Annotated in this window: 11 protein-coding genes and 1 other annotated feature; of the genes, 2 read left to right on the forward strand and 9 right to left on the reverse strand. The window is 43.3% G+C overall.

The features are described from left to right. Positions 1 to 67: 67 nt before the first annotated feature. From ilvN to ilvD, 3 genes are all read right to left on the reverse strand, one after another. Positions 68 to 583, reverse strand: coding sequence for an acetolactate synthase small subunit (gene ilvN, locus ACR65F_RS02135; RefSeq protein WP_125103570.1), 516 nt, complete (start codon positions 581 to 583; stop codon positions 68 to 70). After that, a complete protein-coding gene (gene ilvB, locus ACR65F_RS02140; RefSeq protein WP_440503210.1) occupies positions 580 to 2,268 on the reverse strand; it encodes an acetolactate synthase large subunit in 1,689 nt (562 codons plus the stop codon). The genes ilvN and ilvB overlap by 4 nt, the downstream gene beginning before the upstream one ends. 161 nt (positions 2,269 to 2,429) lie before the next feature. Next, positions 2,430 to 2,664: a binding site (T-box leader), on the reverse strand. 3 nt (positions 2,665 to 2,667) lie between these two features. Continuing rightward, positions 2,668 to 4,335 carry a dihydroxy-acid dehydratase gene (ilvD, locus tag ACR65F_RS02145; protein ID WP_039042179.1) on the reverse strand — a complete coding sequence of 556 codons (1,668 nt, stop codon included), beginning with the start codon at positions 4,333 to 4,335 and terminating at the stop codon, positions 2,668 to 2,670. Positions 4,336 to 4,829: 494 nt separating this feature from the next. On the opposite strand from ilvD, the gene sda reads away from it, so the two are divergent. Beyond that, the gene (sda, locus tag ACR65F_RS02150) at positions 4,830 to 4,961 is read left to right on the forward strand and encodes a sporulation histidine kinase inhibitor Sda (protein ID WP_156137899.1); all 132 of its coding nucleotides are present in this window, start codon (positions 4,830 to 4,832) and stop codon (positions 4,959 to 4,961) included. A 221-nt stretch (positions 4,962 to 5,182) separates the two neighbouring features. On the opposite strand, the gene ACR65F_RS02155 is transcribed toward sda, so the two are convergent. The 3 genes from ACR65F_RS02155 to ACR65F_RS02165 all read right to left on the reverse strand — a co-directional run bounded on the left by ACR65F_RS02155 (position 5,183) and on the right by ACR65F_RS02165 (position 11,957). Next, positions 5,183 to 6,868: a methyl-accepting chemotaxis protein gene (locus tag ACR65F_RS02155; protein WP_440503050.1), complete on the reverse strand. Its 1,686-nt coding sequence runs from the start codon at positions 6,866 to 6,868 to the stop codon at positions 5,183 to 5,185. Between the two features lie 202 nt (positions 6,869 to 7,070). Further along, on the reverse strand, positions 7,071 to 9,425 hold the full coding sequence (locus ACR65F_RS02160; RefSeq protein ID WP_440503051.1) for a bifunctional 2',3'-cyclic-nucleotide 2'-phosphodiesterase/3'-nucleotidase: 2,355 nt from the start codon (positions 9,423 to 9,425) through the stop codon (positions 7,071 to 7,073). A gap of 168 nt (positions 9,426 to 9,593) precedes the next feature. Continuing rightward, complete coding sequence (locus ACR65F_RS02165) at positions 9,594 to 11,957, reverse strand: bifunctional 2',3'-cyclic-nucleotide 2'-phosphodiesterase/3'-nucleotidase (RefSeq protein ID WP_440503053.1); 2,364 nt, start codon at positions 11,955 to 11,957, stop codon at positions 9,594 to 9,596. 209 nt (positions 11,958 to 12,166) lie between these two features. Between ACR65F_RS02165 and ACR65F_RS02170 the strand changes: the two genes are divergently transcribed. Then, the gene (locus tag ACR65F_RS02170) at positions 12,167 to 13,216 is read left to right on the forward strand and encodes an acyl-CoA dehydrogenase family protein (RefSeq protein WP_440503055.1); all 1,050 of its coding nucleotides are present in this window, start codon (positions 12,167 to 12,169) and stop codon (positions 13,214 to 13,216) included. Between the two features lie 459 nt (positions 13,217 to 13,675). Here the strand turns inward: ACR65F_RS02170 and ACR65F_RS02175 are convergent, their stop codons facing one another. From ACR65F_RS02175 to ACR65F_RS02185, 3 genes are all read right to left on the reverse strand, one after another. Continuing rightward, positions 13,676 to 17,266: a DUF8508 domain-containing protein gene (locus ACR65F_RS02175; protein ID WP_440503056.1), complete on the reverse strand. Its 3,591-nt coding sequence runs from the start codon at positions 17,264 to 17,266 to the stop codon at positions 13,676 to 13,678. A gap of 252 nt (positions 17,267 to 17,518) precedes the next feature. Next, entirely contained in the window at positions 17,519 to 18,070 is a 552-nt protein-coding gene (locus tag ACR65F_RS02180; RefSeq protein ID WP_440503058.1) for a DUF488 domain-containing protein, read from the reverse strand. 87 nt (positions 18,071 to 18,157) lie between these two features. Next, the gene (locus ACR65F_RS02185) at positions 18,158 to 18,622 is read right to left on the reverse strand and encodes an NUDIX hydrolase (protein WP_440503059.1); all 465 of its coding nucleotides are present in this window, start codon (positions 18,620 to 18,622) and stop codon (positions 18,158 to 18,160) included. Positions 18,623 to 18,638 lie beyond the last annotated feature (16 nt).

Consider the following 18,638-nt stretch of genomic DNA (forward strand, 5'->3'; position numbering starts at 1 on the left):
GCTGAGATCGAGCCCCTCGGAAAGCGTCCGTCTGAAGCGTAAATCAACACAGTCCGGATACTATGAGCTATTTCAAAATCGATAACAATGGAGACGGAGCTTTTTGGACTTCTCGCACGAATGCTGCCGTTCCTGTTCGTGTGAGCTCCTTGATGCCATATGGCTTTAGCAAGGCGATGAACGCGTCAATCTTTTCCGGATCCCCCGTCACTTGATACGTCACGATGTTCTTTCCGGAATCGACGACAGTCGCCCGGAACGGTTCTACCAGGCTGTTCATCTCCCCTCTTGCATGTGGCGGAGACGTCACTTTCACTAACGCCAACTCCCGCAGCACAATCGACTTGTCGGTAATATCATTCACCTTAATCACGTCGATTTGCTTTTGCAGCTGTTTCACGAGCTGCTCGATTTTGCGTTCATCCTCCACATGGACGATGAACGTCATCTTCGACATCCCTGATTGTTCCGTGTGACCAACCGTAATGCTTTCAATGTTGAATTGGCGTTTCATGAGCAACCCAGTGACCCGATTCAGCACGCCACTTTGGTTGATAACTGTTACTGTGATGACTCGTTTCATGGCGCACTCACTCCAATCATTTCTTGAATTCCTTTCCCCGGTGCTACCATCGGATAGACATTTTCCATACGTTTCACGCGACAGTCGATCAAAACGGGTTCATCTGATAACAATGCTTCCGTAAATACCGCTTCCGCTTCTGCCAAACTTTTAATGCGGTAGCCTTTCAAATCATAGGCTTCTGCTAGTTTCACGAAATCCGGTTGGATCGGGATTAATGATTGTGAATAGCGTTCTTCGAAAAACGTCTGCTGCCACTGCCTCACCATTCCGAGTGCTTCGTTGTTCAAAATCACGACTTTCACTGGAATTCGAAGTTCTTGAAGCAGTGATAATTCTTGTGCAGTCATTTGGAAACCACCGTCACCAACAACTGCAATTACTCGTGCATCCGGTTTTGCGAGTTGTGCCCCGATAGCTGCTGGGAATCCGAAGCCCATTGTCCCGAGACCGCCCGAAGTTACCCAGCGATCTGCATGATTCAGTCCATAATACTGAGCAGTCCACATTTGGTGCTGTCCGACATCCGTCGTCACTATCGCATCTCCCTCTGTAATCTTGTGGATCAGCTCAAGTGCTTGTTGAGGAAGTAGATGTTCCGGGTCTTCTTCATACCAAAGTGGGAAGTTTTTTGTCAGACTCTCGAGTTTTGTTAACCAAACCTCCGTGTCTGGCTTGCATGCCGGATGCTTCAACAATGCAAGTAACGCTTCTTTTGCATCAGCAACAATCGGAATTGCAGTCGGAACATTCTTTCCGATTTCCGCTGGGTCGATATCGATGTGAACGACAGTAGCATTTTGTGCAAATCGGTTTAGGTTACCTGTCAATCGATCATCAAATCTAGCACCGATATTAATGAGTACATCACATTCACTGATTGCTATGTTCGAAGTGTACGTACCATGCATGCCTGCCATACCAAGGAAGAGTTCGTGATCTCCTGAAATACTTCCTAACCCAAGGAGTGTATTGGCAATTGGAATCCGATTCACTTCAGCGAATTCCTTCAGTTCTTCAGTCGCTTTAGCGTGAAGTACACCAGCCCCTGCTAAAATCACAGGCTGTTTCGCTTGCTTAAGTAACGCGATTGTTTTTTGAATTTGCAGGTAATTCGGATGAACAGTAGGCTGATAACCAGGCAAATAAAGTTCAGTTGGAGCTTCTGGGACGTTTTCTGCAGAAGCTGTGGCGATGTCTTTTGGAATATCTACAACTACAGGTCCCGGTCTACCAGTCGATGCAATATGAAACGCTTCTTTAATGATACGAGGCAGATCTTCTACCCTGCTAACTTGGTAGTTATGCTTCGTGATTGGTTGCGTAATCCCAATAATATCCGCTTCCTGGAAAGCATCTGTTCCAATGACGCTACTTGCGACTTGGCCAGTAAACACAACGAGTGGGATGGAATCCATCATGGCATCTGTAATGCCTGTGACAAGGTTGGTTGCACCTGGACCTGATGTAGCAATTACCACGCCGGGATTGCCTGAAACTCGTGCATACCCTTCAGCAGCATGAATCGCTCCTTGTTCGTGGCGGGCTAAAATGTGTTGAATTGGATTTTGATACAGTGCATCGTAAATTGGAAGTACTGCACCGCCTGGATATCCGAAAATGATTTCAACTTGTAGTTCTTTCAAGGACCTGATTAACACATCCGATCCATTAGCTGGCCGCATTGGAGCGGCATCGTTCTCATTAGCTTTAGGTGCCGTTTTCAACTTCAATTCCGTACTCATTTGCATCTCTCCTTGTCATCATAGCTCTATATATGGCTCCATCGGGAATCCAGATTAAATCATAATAAAAAGCCTTTTCTCCCCGCGCAAAAAATTATTGCGCAAGGGATGAAAAAGCTTTCATGGTACCACCCTTGTTCACGGTAAAGTTCACCGCCTCATGGACGCGAATGAATCGCATCCTTTATCATAACGGGCACAACTGCCCGAAACAGCTTACTTTGTTCAGCTGTTCACTCCGAGGCGATATCGCGTTGGTTGCATTACCGGTTTGCAGCACCACCGGCTCTCTGGGAATGCAGGATCCAAACACTTTTACCTCATCATCGAGTTCGTCTATTAAATTTTCATAACGCCACCCGTACTAGCGGATGTCACTAATTTAGAATAACGGGCAAGATACCCTTTTTTGATTTTCGGTTCAAATGGTTTCAATTGGCTTTTACGTTTTGCAAGTTCTTCTTCATCGACTTCCAATTCAATGGTCCGATTGGTTAAGTCGATTGTAATGACATCTCCGTTTTCCACAAGAGCGATTGGACCGCCTTCAGCTGCTTCCGGAGAAATGTGTCCGATGGAAATACCTCGGGATGCTCCTGAGAAACGACCATCCGTGATGAGCGCGACTTCCGTTCCAAGTCCTCGACCTGCAATCGCTGCAGTCGGCGCGAGCATTTCCGGCATTCCAGGTCCGCCCTTTGGACCTTCGTAACGAATGACTACGACGTGACCTGCTTGCACAGTACCATCGTCAATACCTTCTTGAGCTGCTTCCTGAGATTCAAAGACGATAGCTTCACCTCTGAATTCTTTGATGGAAGGATCGACAGCACCGACTTTTATGACGCCGCCGTCTGGTGCAATATTTCCAAATAGAACGGAAAGACCTCCAACTGGACTATAAGCATTTTCTTTATGACGTATTACTTGATCGTTCTTGATTGGCCGGTCTTTCACATTTTCATAGAGTGACTTTCCGGTGATTGTCATCCTATCTGGATGAACAGCACCTTCAATTTCACAAAGCTCTTTTATAATGGCGCTGACGCCACCTGCCAGATGGACGTCGTGCATTGTATAATCGGATGCTGGACTGATTTTCGATAAATATGGAATCCGTTTAGCGACTTCATTAATATCACGGACGTCGTACTCGATTTCCGCTTCGTGTGCAATTGCGAGTGTATGAAGGACCGTGTTTGTAGATCCGCCCATCGCCATATCGAGTGCAAACGCATCGTCAATTGTCTCTTTTGTAATGATGTCTCGTGGCTTAATGTCCTCTTTTACCATTCTCACGAGATGCTGCGCCGCTTCTTTAATGAGCCGATGACGCTCATCAGAAGTTGCGATGATTGTGCCGTTATCCGGCACGGTGACGCCTAGCATTTCCATTAGAGAGTTCATGGAGTTAGCGGTGAACATTCCTGAACAGCTACCACATGTAGGACATGCACTTTGTTCAATATCGAGCAGTTCTTCAGCAGTCATGGTTCCTTGTTTGTAAGAGCCAACTCCTTCAAACACAGATACGAGGGATAACGGCTTACCGTCTGCTGAAGTTCCACCTTCCATAGGACCTCCTGAAACGAATACGGAAGGAACATTCGTACGGACCGCTGCCATCAGCATTCCTGGTGTAATCTTGTCACAGTTCGGGATGTAAAACACACCGTCAAACCAATGCGCGTTAATGACTGTTTCAGCTGAATCGGCAATGAGTTCACGACTTGGCAATGAATACCGCATACCAATATGCCCCATAGCAATTCCGTCATCAACACCGATTGTATTAAACTCGAAAGGAATGCCTCCTGCTTCACGTATCGCTTCTTTCACGACTTCCGCAAATTTGTTTAAGTGCATATGACCGGGAATGATATCAATGTATGAGTTGCATACTCCAATGAATGGTTTCTCCATATCTCTCGATCGCACGCCTGTCGCATACAGTAGACTCCGATGCGGTGCACGATCGACACCTTTCTTTATCATGTCACTTCTCATGAAACTCACTCCTCACAATGGCACCAACGGGTGAACGATAATTTCAGCAACCAGGTAGTTGAAACAACCTTTCGCTGAAGTAGATTGTTGTAATCATATAGCGAAAGAAATAAAGAGTCAACCATGTTTTTGAAATAATTTTTCAATTTAGAATATATAGTGAAAATGTATACGCTTACAACGCCTCAACCACGCGATATATTGCACATCGCACTTTTTTATAAACTTTTTGATCAACTGTATCCAACAAATCAAAAAATCTTTCGACAAACTTCGCGCAGTCCACAAGTGTGCATAACTTTTTCCACGTTATCCCCTTGATTGCGATAGACCTACTAACTCCTATGAACAGCTTGTCCACATTTTATCCACCAATCAATGTGGATAACCGAACGGTTGTTCTTTTTTTAGTTATCTGATAAGTTAAAAGTAAGCCGCTTTCCTCGTACTTGGGGAAATTGAATAATACAATGCTGGAAGAAGGTGTCGTGTTTATGAACAGACTCCCCGATGATCTGCTCATCCTATCGTATGTAAAAGCCATGGAACTAGAACTAAGTGCTGAGTTTATTAACTTACTGAAGTGTGAAGTGAATAAACGTAGCTTACTTTGTTTTATATACTAACCTGTCGCAATAGCCAAACCATTCAAGGAAAGCGGCGTTCTTGTGTCCCTATACTAACGTAAGATTAGCTGCTCAAATGGGGCAGCTGATTTTTTTGTATGAGGACAGTAACATGAATGTGTTAGATCATTTATGCATGTATCCAGTGAATTCCTATATCCGCTAGCACTAAAAAAGTCCTCTTGTCAGCTAATGCTGACAAAAGGACTTCCAATTGCTAATTATACTGTAAACTGATGAATCATTTCCTGTAGATCCACCGCTTTGTTGCTAAGGTCTTGAGCCACTGCATTGATTTCTTCTATCGTTGCCAATTGCTCTTCCATCGCAACTGCGTTCTGTTCTGTTTGTGCAGAAGCACTTGTAGCTTGACCTGAAATTTCATTCACAGAGGCTGATACTTCTTCAGCACTTGCAGAAATCTGCTCTGTTGCTGCGGAGATTTCTGCAATCTGACCGGACATGACCTGAACAGCTTTCACAATCTCCAAGAACGTACGCCCTGCATTTTCAATGACATGAACACCTTGTTCTACATTCACCATACTTTCAGAGACCGATTGTTCCACGTTCTTTGTATCAGTCTGAATTGCCATCGTCAACTCGACAATCTGACTCGCGGACTTCTTCGATTCCTCTGCCAGTTTACGTACCTCATCTGCGACGACAGCAAATCCTTTTCCATGCTCTCCAGCGCGTGCTGCTTCAATTGCCGCGTTGAGTGCTAGCAAGTTGGTTTGTTCCGTGATGCTAGTAATGACATTCGTAATGTTCTCAATTTCTTCAGTCTGACGGCTCAACCGTTGGATCAGCTCTGAAGTTTGATTTGACGAGTTATAAATAATATCCATTTGCTCTTTCGCTGTTTCGATTGTCTGACCACTTTCCGTAGCGATATACATGGTTTTCTCAGCACTGTCGTTTAGTTGCGTTGCTGATTCTGCAATACGTTGGACACCTACAGCCGTTTCTTCCATTACTATTGAACTCTCACTTGCAGCAGATGCTGATAATCGTGCACCTTGTGCGACAGAGTCAATAGATTTCGCCATCTCTTCAGAGGATTGTGATACCTCATACGTACTTGCAGACAGCTCTTCTGCTGAAGCTGTCAAATGCAGGGCGTTGTCGTTCACCCCACCAATAAGTGTTCGAAGACTTTGTTTCATGCCGTTAAATGAATTCGCAAGATCTTTCAGTTCATCTTTGGATTTCAGATGAATGTCCTCATCTGACAAGTTTCCAGATGCGACAACAGATACCGCTTTAGATAGACGAATCACAGGCTTAGAAATACTGCGAGTAATCGTTGTTGAAATGAGTGCAGCTAACACTAATGCGAGAATGCTTGCTCCAAGCAAACCAAGCTTTGCGTTTTTAGCAGTGTCGAGTGCGCTCTTATTTACTATAGTTAATTGTTCGTTTTGATACGTAGTCATTTCAGTTAATGTTTCTCTTAGCCCCTCATTTATAATGCTCATTTCCGAATCCATCAATTGGATTGCGCCTTCTACATCATTAGCTTTTTTCAATTTAATAACATCCTGGGATACTGCATAAAACTCCGCATTAAATTGTTCTGTTTTGTCTATCAATCCCTTCATCTTATCCGATTGGGCAAGTTGACGAATTCCAGCGATGGATTCGTTTATTCTTTCATAATGCTCGTCGAATTTATCCAAATCATCTTGTTGACCTAGTAGTAAATACGAGCGTATGTAAACGCCTTCTAGACCGCTTTCTGCCTGAATATTTTTTGCGAGTATAGTTTGTGCAACACGACTTTCGAGCAAAAAGTCATATTCATCTTCAATTTTAGCTATTTGATTAAAGCTATATAACGATGAAAGTAGAATAACAACGATAAGTACACCGAATCCTCCATACAACTTTTTTCCAATTGACATAGGTCATCTCTCATTTCTAGTAAGTAGTAAAAGCATACTTATACTTTCGGCTCTTGATTTCTATTGTTTATATTTAAAGTAATTGATTTTCAAATTATTTTTCATTTTAAAATTATTTCAGAATAACTTACATCTGGATTGCTTTTTTTCTGCTATTTACGTAAAAAAAAGAGACGCAATGAGTGCGTCCCCTTAAACGTTCTTATTTCAATTCATACTTCCCGTAACCTTCTTTAGTTGGTTGGATATATTTAATGCGCGTGTCATCACCGATATGTTCTTTACCTTTTATTGAGGTTTCAAAAATCATTTTTGCACCTTTTACAGGCTGAATCGACCAGTTGTTGTCTACGTAGGGCTCAATTTGATCGATTGTTTCTAAATACTCAATAACGGCTTCACGATTTTCATCTTGATAGAAGATGATCTCTTTTGCATCCCGTACTCCAGGGAAGTTTCCGCTACCGCGATAGTTATTTGTTACGACAACAAATTCTTGATTCGGATCAATCGGTTGATCCTTATATTGTAAATTCCGAATCCGAGTTGCGTTTTCATTTACAAGCTTTCCTTCTTTGCTATCATACTTCGCAGGTTGCGTAATATCTATCTCATATGTTAGTCCGTCAATTACGTCAAAGTTGTAAGAACGGTGGTTTTCGTTCACAATATTTTGTTCTTCCGACTTTGTAGGATCTACTTGGTTGAATGCACCTGAAGACATCTCGAGCCATTCTTTGATGTTCTTACCTGTAAGAACAACCGCAGCGACCGTATTATCATAGACATACAAGTCCGCTAAGTTTTTAATAGACACATCTCCAGCCGGGATATCCGTATAATAATCAGGACCATATCGACCACCGAACTTTAATGGAGATCCTGCAGACAAAATCGGAAGTTTCTCATACTCGGTTCCTTTAATCTTATCCTCAACGTAGTGTTTCTGTGCTTCCGTTAGAATTTGGATGGAGGAATCGTCTCTAATAAGCCCAAAATAGCTCGTAAGTGGCGCAGTTGTTTTAGAAACAGGAGTTCGAATGTAATCTAATGTTTCTTTATGGACTTCTTTCACTGCATCTACTACTTTTTGATTCACCTTATCAGAGTCTTTATGAACTTCACGTACTGATCCTTTAACGGAAACAACTACCCATTTGCCATTGTCCATTTTCAATTGATAGTCTAGTAATCCAAGGTGACTACCAAAACGGTTTGGCATGACAACTGGAGTACCATTCAGTGTACCTTCTTCTGAGTTCACATTTTTCACATCTTTGAAGTCGCCGGGGAAGAGTGCGTGGTTATGACCTGTCAACACACCATCCACACCTTCAAGTGCAGAAATCTGCCACGTGACATCATCTTCTCCCTTGTCGTGAACTTCATCACCTATTCCAGAGTGAGCAATAACGAATACGACGTCAGCGCCTTCCTTTTGTACTTGTGGCAAGAACTTTTCTACAGTATCCGCACCATCTTCAACTGTAACTTTCCCTTTTAAATTCGACCCGTCCCAACGCATGATTCCAGGAGCAACAACTCCAATTACGCCCACCTTCAAATTATGCATGACCCCTTTAGAATCCGTCACTTCCTTGTCCAGAATGACGTAAGGTGTAAAGCGGTTTTTTCCTGTTGCTTCATCATAGATGTTGGCATTCAGAACTGGGAATTCTGCACCTTCAATAACATTGTCCAAGTAATCCAAACCAAAGTTAAACTCATGATTTCCTAATGACATCACGTCATATTTGAGTGCATTCAATCCGGCAACAGAAGGATGCACTTCCCCTTTTTGGAGCGGCTTTTCCTTTACTTTGTAACTACCGAGTGGCGTCCCTTGAATCAGATCCCCGTTATCGAATAACAACGTGTTTTCAACCTCTGCACGTGCTTCGTCGATAAGAACTCCTGTTTTCGTAAGTCCATAGTCTTGAATCACTTTGTCTTGATAATAATCATAGTTCATGAGATTCGTGTGAATATCCGTCGTACCCATAACACGAAGTGCTACAGTCGCTTCTTCAGGATGTGGCTGACTTACTTGTAACAGTCGATTCACAATTGCTCGCATCTCATTTTTCATGACTGCCTGTTTCGGTTTTGCTGTTCCATCTGAATAGCCCTTCATAAGACCAAGTCCTATGCTTTTTGCCATTTCTGGACGCAATGAAGCACCGAAGTTCCGCTTGTCCTTAAAACGATCAAGCAAACTCATCGGATACGTTTTGTCTGTATTCGCAGCACGTGCTGAAATAACAAATGCCTGCTCACGTGTCAATGTTCCATTTGTGTCGAACTCCGTAGTAGACCGCCCATGAACAAGACCTGCTTTCACTGCAGCTTCAACGTAAGGTGCGAGTTGTTTATCTACATCTTTAAATTTGAGCGTTGAACCGTCACTTAGCGAAAGGTTAAGCGCTTTCACAACTTGTTGGATGAATTCTCCTCTTGTTGCTTCGTTTGACTTTGCAGCATTTGCTTTCTGTGGGATCACTAGGCTTCCAACAGTTAACAATACGATAAGAAAACTAACGCCGACTTTTTTTAGCAAAATTTCTCCATCTCCTTTTCAATGTATAATTTTATCCAATTGAAATAAAACGAATCTCTCTGCCCCCCCAAATCAAATACATAGACTAAGACATAAAGAAACTGTTTCTCTTTATCCGAACTTTACTAGAAAAAAGAGACGCAACGAGCACGTCTCTTTTTCTAGTTCTTACTTCAATTCATATTTCGCATATCCATCTTTTGTTGGTCCAACGTACTTAATGCGGCTATCGTCACCAAGATGTTGTTTACCCTTTTCAGATGTTTCGAAGATCATGTTTGCTCCGCCCACTGATTGAATGGACCAGTTGCCATCTGCAGAAGGATCGATTGGATCTACTGCTTTCATGTAGTCGACAACCGCTTCACGGTTTTCGTATTGGTAAGAAAGCGTATCTGTAGCGTTACGTACTCCCGGGAATTCCCCACTTGCACGATAGTTGTTAGTTACTACGATAAACTGCTGTTTCGGATCAATTGGCTTTCCGTCAAACATAAGATTTTTCACTCGGCTTGCGCCTTCGTTGACAACTTTACCTGCTCCGTCATATTTGTTTGGTTGCGTCACGTCATACTCATATGTGACACCATCAATAACGTCAAACAGGTAGGACCGGTAATTTTCATTTAACACGTTTTGTTCTCCAGATTTTTTCGGATCAATCTGATTGAACTGACCACCTGACATTTCAAGCCATTCCTTAACATCGGCTCCTGTCATGACAAGTCCTGTAATCGTGTTGTCGAATACATATAAATCCGCCATGTTTTTAATGGCAATGTCTCCAACAGGGATGTCCGTGTAATAGTCGGAACCATATCTACCGCCTGCTTTAAATGGTGCACCTACTGATAAAATTGGTAAATCTGCATACTCTGTACCCGGAATCTGTGTTGCTACATAACGTTTTTGTGCTTCTGTAACAATTTGAATCGATGGATCATCTTTCACAAGCGCGAAATAGCTTGTAATTGGTGCTGTTGTTTTAGAAACCGGTGTGCGGATATACTCAAGTGTTCCTTCGTGAGCTTCCTTGACCGCATCCATGACACCTTGGTTGATTTCTTCTGAATCTTTGTGAACTGCGCGGAGTGAGCCTTTTCCAGAGATGACTTCCCACTTGCCATCTTCTATTTTCAATTCATAATCGAGCAATCCAAGGTGGCTACCGAACTTACCTGGCATAACGACAGGAGTTCCATTCAACGTACCAGCAACTTGATCTGCATTTTTTGTGTCTGCAAAGTCCCCAGGGAACAACGCGTGGTTGTGGCCTGTTAGAACTCCATCGACGCCGTCAATTTCAGAAATCTGCCATGTAATATCATCTTCGTCCTGCTCATGAATTTCATCGCCAATTCCTGAGTGAGCAATTACGAATACAACATCAGCGCCTTCTTTTTGTACTTGTGGCAAGAATTTCTTAACTGTATCTGAACCATCTTCCACAGTTACTTTACCTTTAAGTACTGCGCCATCCCAGCGAAGGATACCTGGTGCAACGACTCCGATAACGCCGACTTTCAATGTGTGTTTCTCACCTTTAGAGTCTGTTACTTCTTTATCCATTACAATGTAAGGATTGTAGCGGTTTTTACCTGTTTTCGCGTCATACACGTTTGCGTTAATGACAGGGAAACCAGACTCATCGATCACTTGGTCCAGATATTCCAGTCCATAGTTAAACTCATGGTTTCCTAAAGACATCACATCATAGTCAAGTGCTTGCATCGCTGCAAATGCAGGGTGTACTTCACCCTTTTCCAACGGATCTACACTCACTTTATATGTACCGAGTGGATTCCCTTGGATTAAATCTCCATTGTCGAACATAAGCGTATTTTCAGATTCAGCGCGTATTTCATCCACCAACACACCTACTTTTGTAAGTCCATAGTCTTCTACCTTAGTATCCTGATAATAGTCATAGTTTACAAGGTTCATGTGAAGATCAGTCGTACCCATTACACGTAGGGATACAGTTGCTTCATCAGCACCTGGGTATTCCTGACTTATTTTTACTAAACGATTAACGATTGCACGCATTTCATTTTTCATAACTGCCTGTTTTGGTTTTGCTGTGTGGTCTGAATAGCCTTTCAACAGACCTAAACCGATGCTTTTCGCCATTTCTGGACGCAACGAAGCACCGAAGTCACGCTTGTCCTTAAAACGGTCAAGGAGGCTCATCGGATAAGTTTTATCTGTTTTTGCGGCACGTGCTGAAATAACAAACGCCTGTTCACGAGTTAGTGAACCATTTGTATCGAACTTTGTAGCTGAACGGCCGTGAACAAGACCTGCTTTCACTGCAGCTTCAACATAAGGAGCTAACTGTTTGTCCACATCTGTAAATGTGAGCGTCGAACCATCGCTCGTAGGTAAATTAAGTGCTTGTACAACTGATTGGACGAATTCTCCTCTAGTTGCCTCATCTGACTTAGCAGCGCTTGCTCCTTGAGGTATAATTAAACTACCAAGGGTCAGCAAAACGACAAGAAAACTGAAGCCGATTCTTTTAAGCAAAGACATTAACATCTCCCTCTCACCATTTAGTTTTCGTACTAGTCAAACATACCATATATTTCTGGTAGTTCCAATGTCTTCTGAAGTTAAAGTTAAAACTTTGCAAACCTTTACTTCCTTGTCATAGAGGGAATAGAAGAGGGTGCACGATTCGCGTTTTAATTATTCCTCTAACGGTACCGTTACATTTTTACTGAATAGAAAGGATGATAGTTATGTTATCTGAAGATCTCTCAAAAATTATTCTCAGTGCTTCGACAGAAATCGAGCAGACTGGTACATTGCCAGACGACTTATTGCAAGTTGCTTATGAAGAACAATTGTTTAAGCTGTTTTTGCCGAAAGAGTTAGGTGGTCGGGCGCTTTCTTTACCTGATGCTGCCCATGTATTCAAAGACGCTTCATTTTATGATGGTTCGTTTGGTTGGCTGACGACAATCGGATCTGGAGGTAATTTATTTCTTGAGAATATGACGGAAGCACAAGCGAAAGAACTGTATTTACCAGCAAACGCTGTGATTGCTGGTAGTGGATATGCAACTGGCGAAGCACATGCTGAAAAGAACGGCTATCGCGTTTCCGGTAAGTGGCGTTATTGCAGCGGCGCACCGTACGCTTCCATGTTTACAGCGAATACTATTATTTGGCGTGATGGTGAGGAAACTGAAGAAATGCGCGCATGTATATTCATGCCAGACCAAGTCGAAATCGTGGAAGACTGGAATGCGATGGGACTGAAAGGAACAGGTAGCCACACGATCCGTGTGAAGGATGCATTTATACCACACAATCGAACCTTTTCAGTAATTGAAACTCAGAACACACTCGGCCAACCTGTTCATTCGTTCCCGTTCGTCCAATTTTCACAAGTCTCATTTGCAGCTGTTTGTCTTGGACTGGGTGCGCGCTTTTTAGAAGAAGCACATAAGCTTATAGAACAAGCCAAGTCACGCTGGGATGCAGAAAAGATTGCTGGAACAGTGAGTTTGCTTGAGGAACAACAGGAGCGTTTTAACCTAGCCGAGCAACTCTTCCATAATGCAGTGGAACGACGCTGGGACATGCATCTGAATGGTTCCCTTGACGACCATGAACTTGATCAACTGTCCGCTGTATGCATGGAGAGTTCAGATATCGCAACGGATTGTGCAGTCCAGTTATTCCGTAGACTAGGCATGCAGGCTGTATTGGAAACTTCTCCTGTAAATCGTGCGTTTCGTGACTTGTGGACAGCCGGACAACATGGATTTTTGAATCGTTCTTAACTTTTTGGTACCAGCAGTCTCTATTTGTATTGAGAGGCTGCTTTTTATTCGTTGAATTGTGTCCCGATTCCGATTAGTTCTACCTTCTTGCCGATTCTTTGCTCGATATTGCCGATTCCTTTCGTCATAATGCTGATTCTTCTTCCAATCTTGCCTATTCACGCTTCCTTCTTGCCGATTCACCATACAAACAGTGAAAGCCTACAAAAATCAAGCGGAGCGCTACCAATTAATCCCTTAACCCCGTTGAATTGTGTCCTGATTCCGATTAATTCTTCCTTCTTGCCGATTCTTTGCTCGATATTGCCGATTCCTCTCGTCATAATGCTGATTCCCCATCTGATTTGGTTGATTCACGCTCCCTTCTTGCCGATTCACCCATCCTAATCCCCCCAATCGTCAGGTGAACAACGCAAAAAGGACGACACCCGGGGGCATCGTCCTCTCCTCAAAACCTACTCAGCTCGCCACACCATTCCATGGCCATTGAATGCCAGGCTTCGTAAGTTTGCGACCAAAGCGGTCATAAAACTCAACATTTTCAGCACTTGCACCATTCACATAACTAATTTTCATAACATTCTCGGCTCCAAAGATCCGAAGCGGATTGGTTCCATCCACGACGACGTTACCTTGAACTGTCCACTTCGTATCGACAGTTAAGCCTTTTTCAGTCGGTTTCAGAATTAGCTTGTTATTTGCAAAGCCCAGTCCGCTTAAAATTGCATACTGGCCAGTTAACGTAATGCCATTCGTTACACGCGAGCGGTAATCCATTGTGATGGAGGATCCTTTCGCATCGACTGTTAAACTCGGCTTCTTGTAATTCAACAAGAAATAATACTTGTTGACAGGAACCTTTTCCCACTCAAATGGATCAGGATCGCTCTTTGTTTTCAGCGCTAGCTGCACTAATATCGGATCATGGTCACTTGCACGGCCCGCCATGTCTGTATAATCTGCATTGATATGCAGCATATCGATTTCAGAAGCATCTGCTAGATTGTTCGACACGAGTACATGGTCAAGCACTTGAGAATTCCCTTGATAAACGTACGAGTAGCGATCCGATTCTTCGACTCCATTCACAAGATTCGTCATTAGTTCACCTTCATGAATCTTGAGCGCATCTGTAAATTGGAAGTCATTAAAATCGCCAAGGGATACAACATTCGCATCAGGGTTTTTCGTCTTCACATCATCCACGAAGTTATACACGATTTGCGCAATATTTTTACGCTGAATCTCACTCTTATACACTGGTGGCTGGACTGCACCAAACAATGGCGTGTCTCCACCTTTGGAATTCCAGTGGTTTGCAATGACGATGACATCTTCACCTTGGAATGTGAACTCTGCTGCAAGTGGTTTTCGGCTACTATTGAACGCTTCATTTGTCGGATCAATCCGTCCTGGATTCACCGTCAAACCACCATTCTCATACCCAACCGCTGTTACTGCATCCCCGTGAGGTGCTCCTGTTTTCATTGAAGCGCGCTCAGGATTGTACAGGAATCCAACACGGATATTGGCATTCGGCTGTCCACCATCTTGGTTATTCACCGGATCGATGTTGACATACTCATACTTCACTCCGCCTGCTTCTACAATCGCTTGAATTAGACGTTCATAACTTTGATTGGCTTCAGGTCCACCCGCATCAGGACCGTTATTGTCTTGAACTTCAGTAACACCAACAATATCTGGACTTTGCATATCGACCGCAAAGGCACGTGCTAGCTTCTTCGCTTTATCGGCAGAAGTCGTTTTCGTATTGTTTGAGAAGTTCTCCAAGTTGTACGATGCTATTGTTAATTTCTCGTTGTCCTTCACAATTGTTGTTTTTTCTGGAACTGCTTTGCCCTTTACAAACTTCGCCTGCATCTCTTCCAATCCCACATAAATCTTATAGTTTTGGAACGAATACCCGACCACTCCAACGATAGGTCCTTTAAACTGGTCACCTGTCGCTACTTCAAAATCACGTGCTGCGCCATTCGGCTCCAATCGGAATTGGACCAAATCTGCATTCGGAACGTCTTTCTTCAATAGCACGCCGCCGTTTTTCGTCTCCGTTTTACGAGATTCTAAAACAGTTGCCAAATCACCATGCTGTTGTGGCCCAACTGCTTTTACATTGCCTACTTCAACGAGCATCGCTTCACGACTCTCCCAGAAATCGCCTGCATATTTAGCTGGATCAAATTCTTTTAAACCTGTGCTAAGAATTTGTTCTTTTGGTAAGTTCGATTCATCGATAACAAATGGCGTGGGAAGTTCAACATTACTGTCCACAACCGTTACAACACCGCCACGATCTTCACGTACGTTAATTTGCGTCGTTTTCAAGTCCGTTTGCTGACGATCTGAGTACCCGTCAATCGCGTACTCACTCACTTGTCCACTGACAGAAACGAGATCACCTTTCTTCAAGTTCCATGTATCACGTCCACTGTACAAGACAACAGCTTCAGATGTATTCAAATCGCCATCGCGCTTATTATCCGGCGTCTGAATGTGATAATACGTCGATCCTTGAAGTTCGTATTTATACGTAACAATACCTTGTACGCCATCTACGACTTGTCCTGCAAATGGAGAATCATGACCTGCTCCTTGAATGTTATGGATTTGCAGTGCATCCGTAATTGAATAGTCAAACGTTTGGACAGCACTCACACGTCCATCATCCGTTTTAGCAACTGCTTTCAACTGAACATTATCGGTAATCTTCAACGGTGTTGCATACGTTGCACCATTCTCAATCGGATCTGTGCCATCGAGAGTATATAAAATTTCTGCATCGACTGTTCCAGATGTCAACGTCACGTCCACACTTTCAACAAATGTTCCGCTACCTGGATTTGCAACAACTGGCTGGACCACGGTAGAATCTGCGATAACATCTGACGGACCACGTGGAATCACCTGATAGACATCGTCAAATTGCTGAACAATCCCTGTGATCGAGTCGTAGGTCATACCTGCTTGCAACCCAAGGCTGTCATTTTCATCCCGAACCGTAAATTCAGTTCCATCTGTTGCAATGAAGTTTGCCCAACCTGGCCCTGCTTCTTTGTCGGAAAGCGTCACATTATTCACTGTGACGAGCTGTGATTCAACATCTTCACCAATCGCTGCCCCTGTCACAGTTTTCGCAGTCGGCTCTGTTCCCACAATCTTTTCAACAACTGAAGCTTCGTCCAATTGTAATAATTCTCGATAGTCAGCAATCTTCCCAGTTACCGTCACTTCATCTCCAACATTTACTGCTAAACTCGTTGGACGAACAGCGATACCTCCAGTTTCATCTTGAATCGAAATTGTATTTTTTAGTTTTGCAGCGACAATCCCTTTCACTGTCGCTTTTTCTCCAGCTGGCAATGCACGTGCGTCTTTAATGGACATAACGTCTACGGGTACTTCAGGCTCTTCCGGATCCGTTGAACCAGATCCATCCAATTCATGAGTGCCTAAATTTGAAAACGTATCTTTCGGATAAACCGTCCACTCTTTCGTTCGATCAAACGGATCATCAATGACACCATCACCTTTTGTAACGTCCGCATTTCGAACGAGTGTTACATCCGTACCCCAATTATCTCGAGCACCGACTTGTCCAAAGGAGTCGATAGCAGCGTTCCCTTTTTTCAGCACAATGGCATCATCGCCATTGAAGTTTGTAACGCTACCGATTTCCATATCCGCCTTAGCTTTGAGATCGGCTGAAGCTTGGTTATGCACAATGACATACGTTTTTCCATCTTCAAGTGTACCCGTCAGTTCTAGTTTGTTCGTCGGCGCAACCGCTCCATTTGCATAGAGTTCAACAGAATACCCACTCAAGTCAAGTGTAGCGCCTGTCCCGTTGTACAGTTCAATCGCCTTATTGAATCCAGACCCTTCCACATACTCGGAAATCAGCAAATCGGATTCTTTTACAGCCGGTGATTCTACTGCATATACCGGAACAGCTGGTGCGACCAATCCCGCCACAAGCGTTGTTGCCATTAATGAGTTCAACCATTTCTTCCCCGTTCGACCGTGCATTGCCTCACACTCCTCGTTGGAATGAATTCGCTCAACAGAAGAATCCGACTATCTATTGGTAGAATTCTAGTTTCAATTTAAGCGTACCATTACACTGTAATAGCGACTATGCGTCTTTGTAGGAGTATTCATAGTTTTCAAGTGAGTGGGAAGTTCTATTTTTCAGAAAAAATAATTTAGGTATTTGGTCACACAAAAATACAGCCTTCGCGAAAGGCTGTTAGAGAGAAATAGAATTCAATCAACTTTTAGTTAGTTTACATGTGGATAGACTACTGTTTTATCCTCCTCGACAATCGGCATTGCTCCCCACTTCCCTAGTTCATGAGGAACCAACTCTCCTGTACCATCGCTTTTCGGAACAATATGAAATACCTCCCAATCATGAACCACAAGCCAGTTACTAATGATCAATCGATGGCAGCGTGCGGGATGTCTTTCCGAGCAGAAATACGCTGTACGTTTTTCAGAAGCAATATCAGTCAATTTCTTTACACCATCTTGATAGCAATTCGACAGTGTATAATCCGCGTAGTTGTGAAAGGATTGGTTTTGCCAGCCCTCATTTAACAAAGGAGAGACGAGTTGAGATGACTGTCGTCTGCCGCCAAGTTCTTCGATGTGTGTATAGTCGATTCCCGATTCAGGTAACCATTCGGCCATTTTATCTTTTGAGAACCATGGGAATTTCCGACTGCCTGGGAACGCCCGTACATCAACGAGTTTTTCAATCCTAGCTTGTTTCAAGAGACTAATAAATTCTTCTTTCGTGTGTGAATAGTGTCCGATCGTATAGATGTTCATACGTGTCATCCTTTATAAGCGTTTCTTATTCAACTGCCCTCGAGGAAGACAGTTGAAACCTTAAAGGAAGTTAAAATTACAGAATAGTTACCGGATAACTGGTATCTTTGCCCCTCTAGCCCAGTCTAAGATAAACGACTTCTGTCTCAAATTTAGGTTATCAGGTAAGTTATATGGCGCGAAGAAACGATGTTCCCTGCTTTCCTCACTTTCTTGAAGCAACTCTCCGGAAATTGAATGCGCAATAAAAATCACCTGGACACTATAGACTTGATCTCCATTGCTGTATTCGGCATAACAATCTTCACCTGAGTAGATTCCAAACAACTCCAGCTGACCGACAGACAATCCCGTTTCTTCAAGTGCTTCACGTTTTGCAGTCTCTTCAAACATTTCCCCTAGTTCCATCACTCCGCCTGGAATACACCAGCTGTCTTCATCAGTCCGGTGCTGCAATAAGAGCTGATCATTCTGAACAATCATCACCCCGCATCCGACCGTAAAGAGTGTTTCGTGTCCAATTAACATGCGCATATTTTGTATGTAATCCAATGATGCTCCTCCTTAG

The organism is Sporosarcina sp. SAFN-010 (assembly GCF_059415065.1).

Coding starts and splice junctions, on each gene's coding strand:
- ilvD (WP_039042179.1), bottom strand. CDS start 4,335: ATGAGAAGTGACATGATAAAGAAAGGTGTCGATCGTGCACCGCATCGG.
- ACR65F_RS02155 (WP_440503050.1), bottom strand. CDS start 6,868: ATGTCAATTGGAAAAAAGTTGTATGGAGGATTCGGTGTACTTATCGTT.
- ACR65F_RS02175 (WP_440503056.1), bottom strand. CDS start 17,266: ATGCACGGTCGAACGGGGAAGAAATGGTTGAACTCATTAATGGCAACA.
- ilvB (WP_440503210.1), bottom strand. CDS start 2,268: ATGCGGCCAGCTAATGGATCGGATGTGTTAATCAGGTCCTTGAAAGAA.
- ilvN (WP_125103570.1), bottom strand. CDS start 583: ATGAAACGAGTCATCACAGTAACAGTTATCAACCAAAGTGGCGTGCTG.
- ACR65F_RS02170 (WP_440503055.1), top strand. CDS start 12,167: ATGTTATCTGAAGATCTCTCAAAAATTATTCTCAGTGCTTCGACAGAA.
- ACR65F_RS02180 (WP_440503058.1), bottom strand. CDS start 18,070: ATGAACATCTATACGATCGGACACTATTCACACACGAAAGAAGAATTT.
- sda (WP_156137899.1), top strand. CDS start 4,830: ATGAACAGACTCCCCGATGATCTGCTCATCCTATCGTATGTAAAAGCC.
- ACR65F_RS02165 (WP_440503053.1), bottom strand. CDS start 11,957: ATGTCTTTGCTTAAAAGAATCGGCTTCAGTTTTCTTGTCGTTTTGCTG.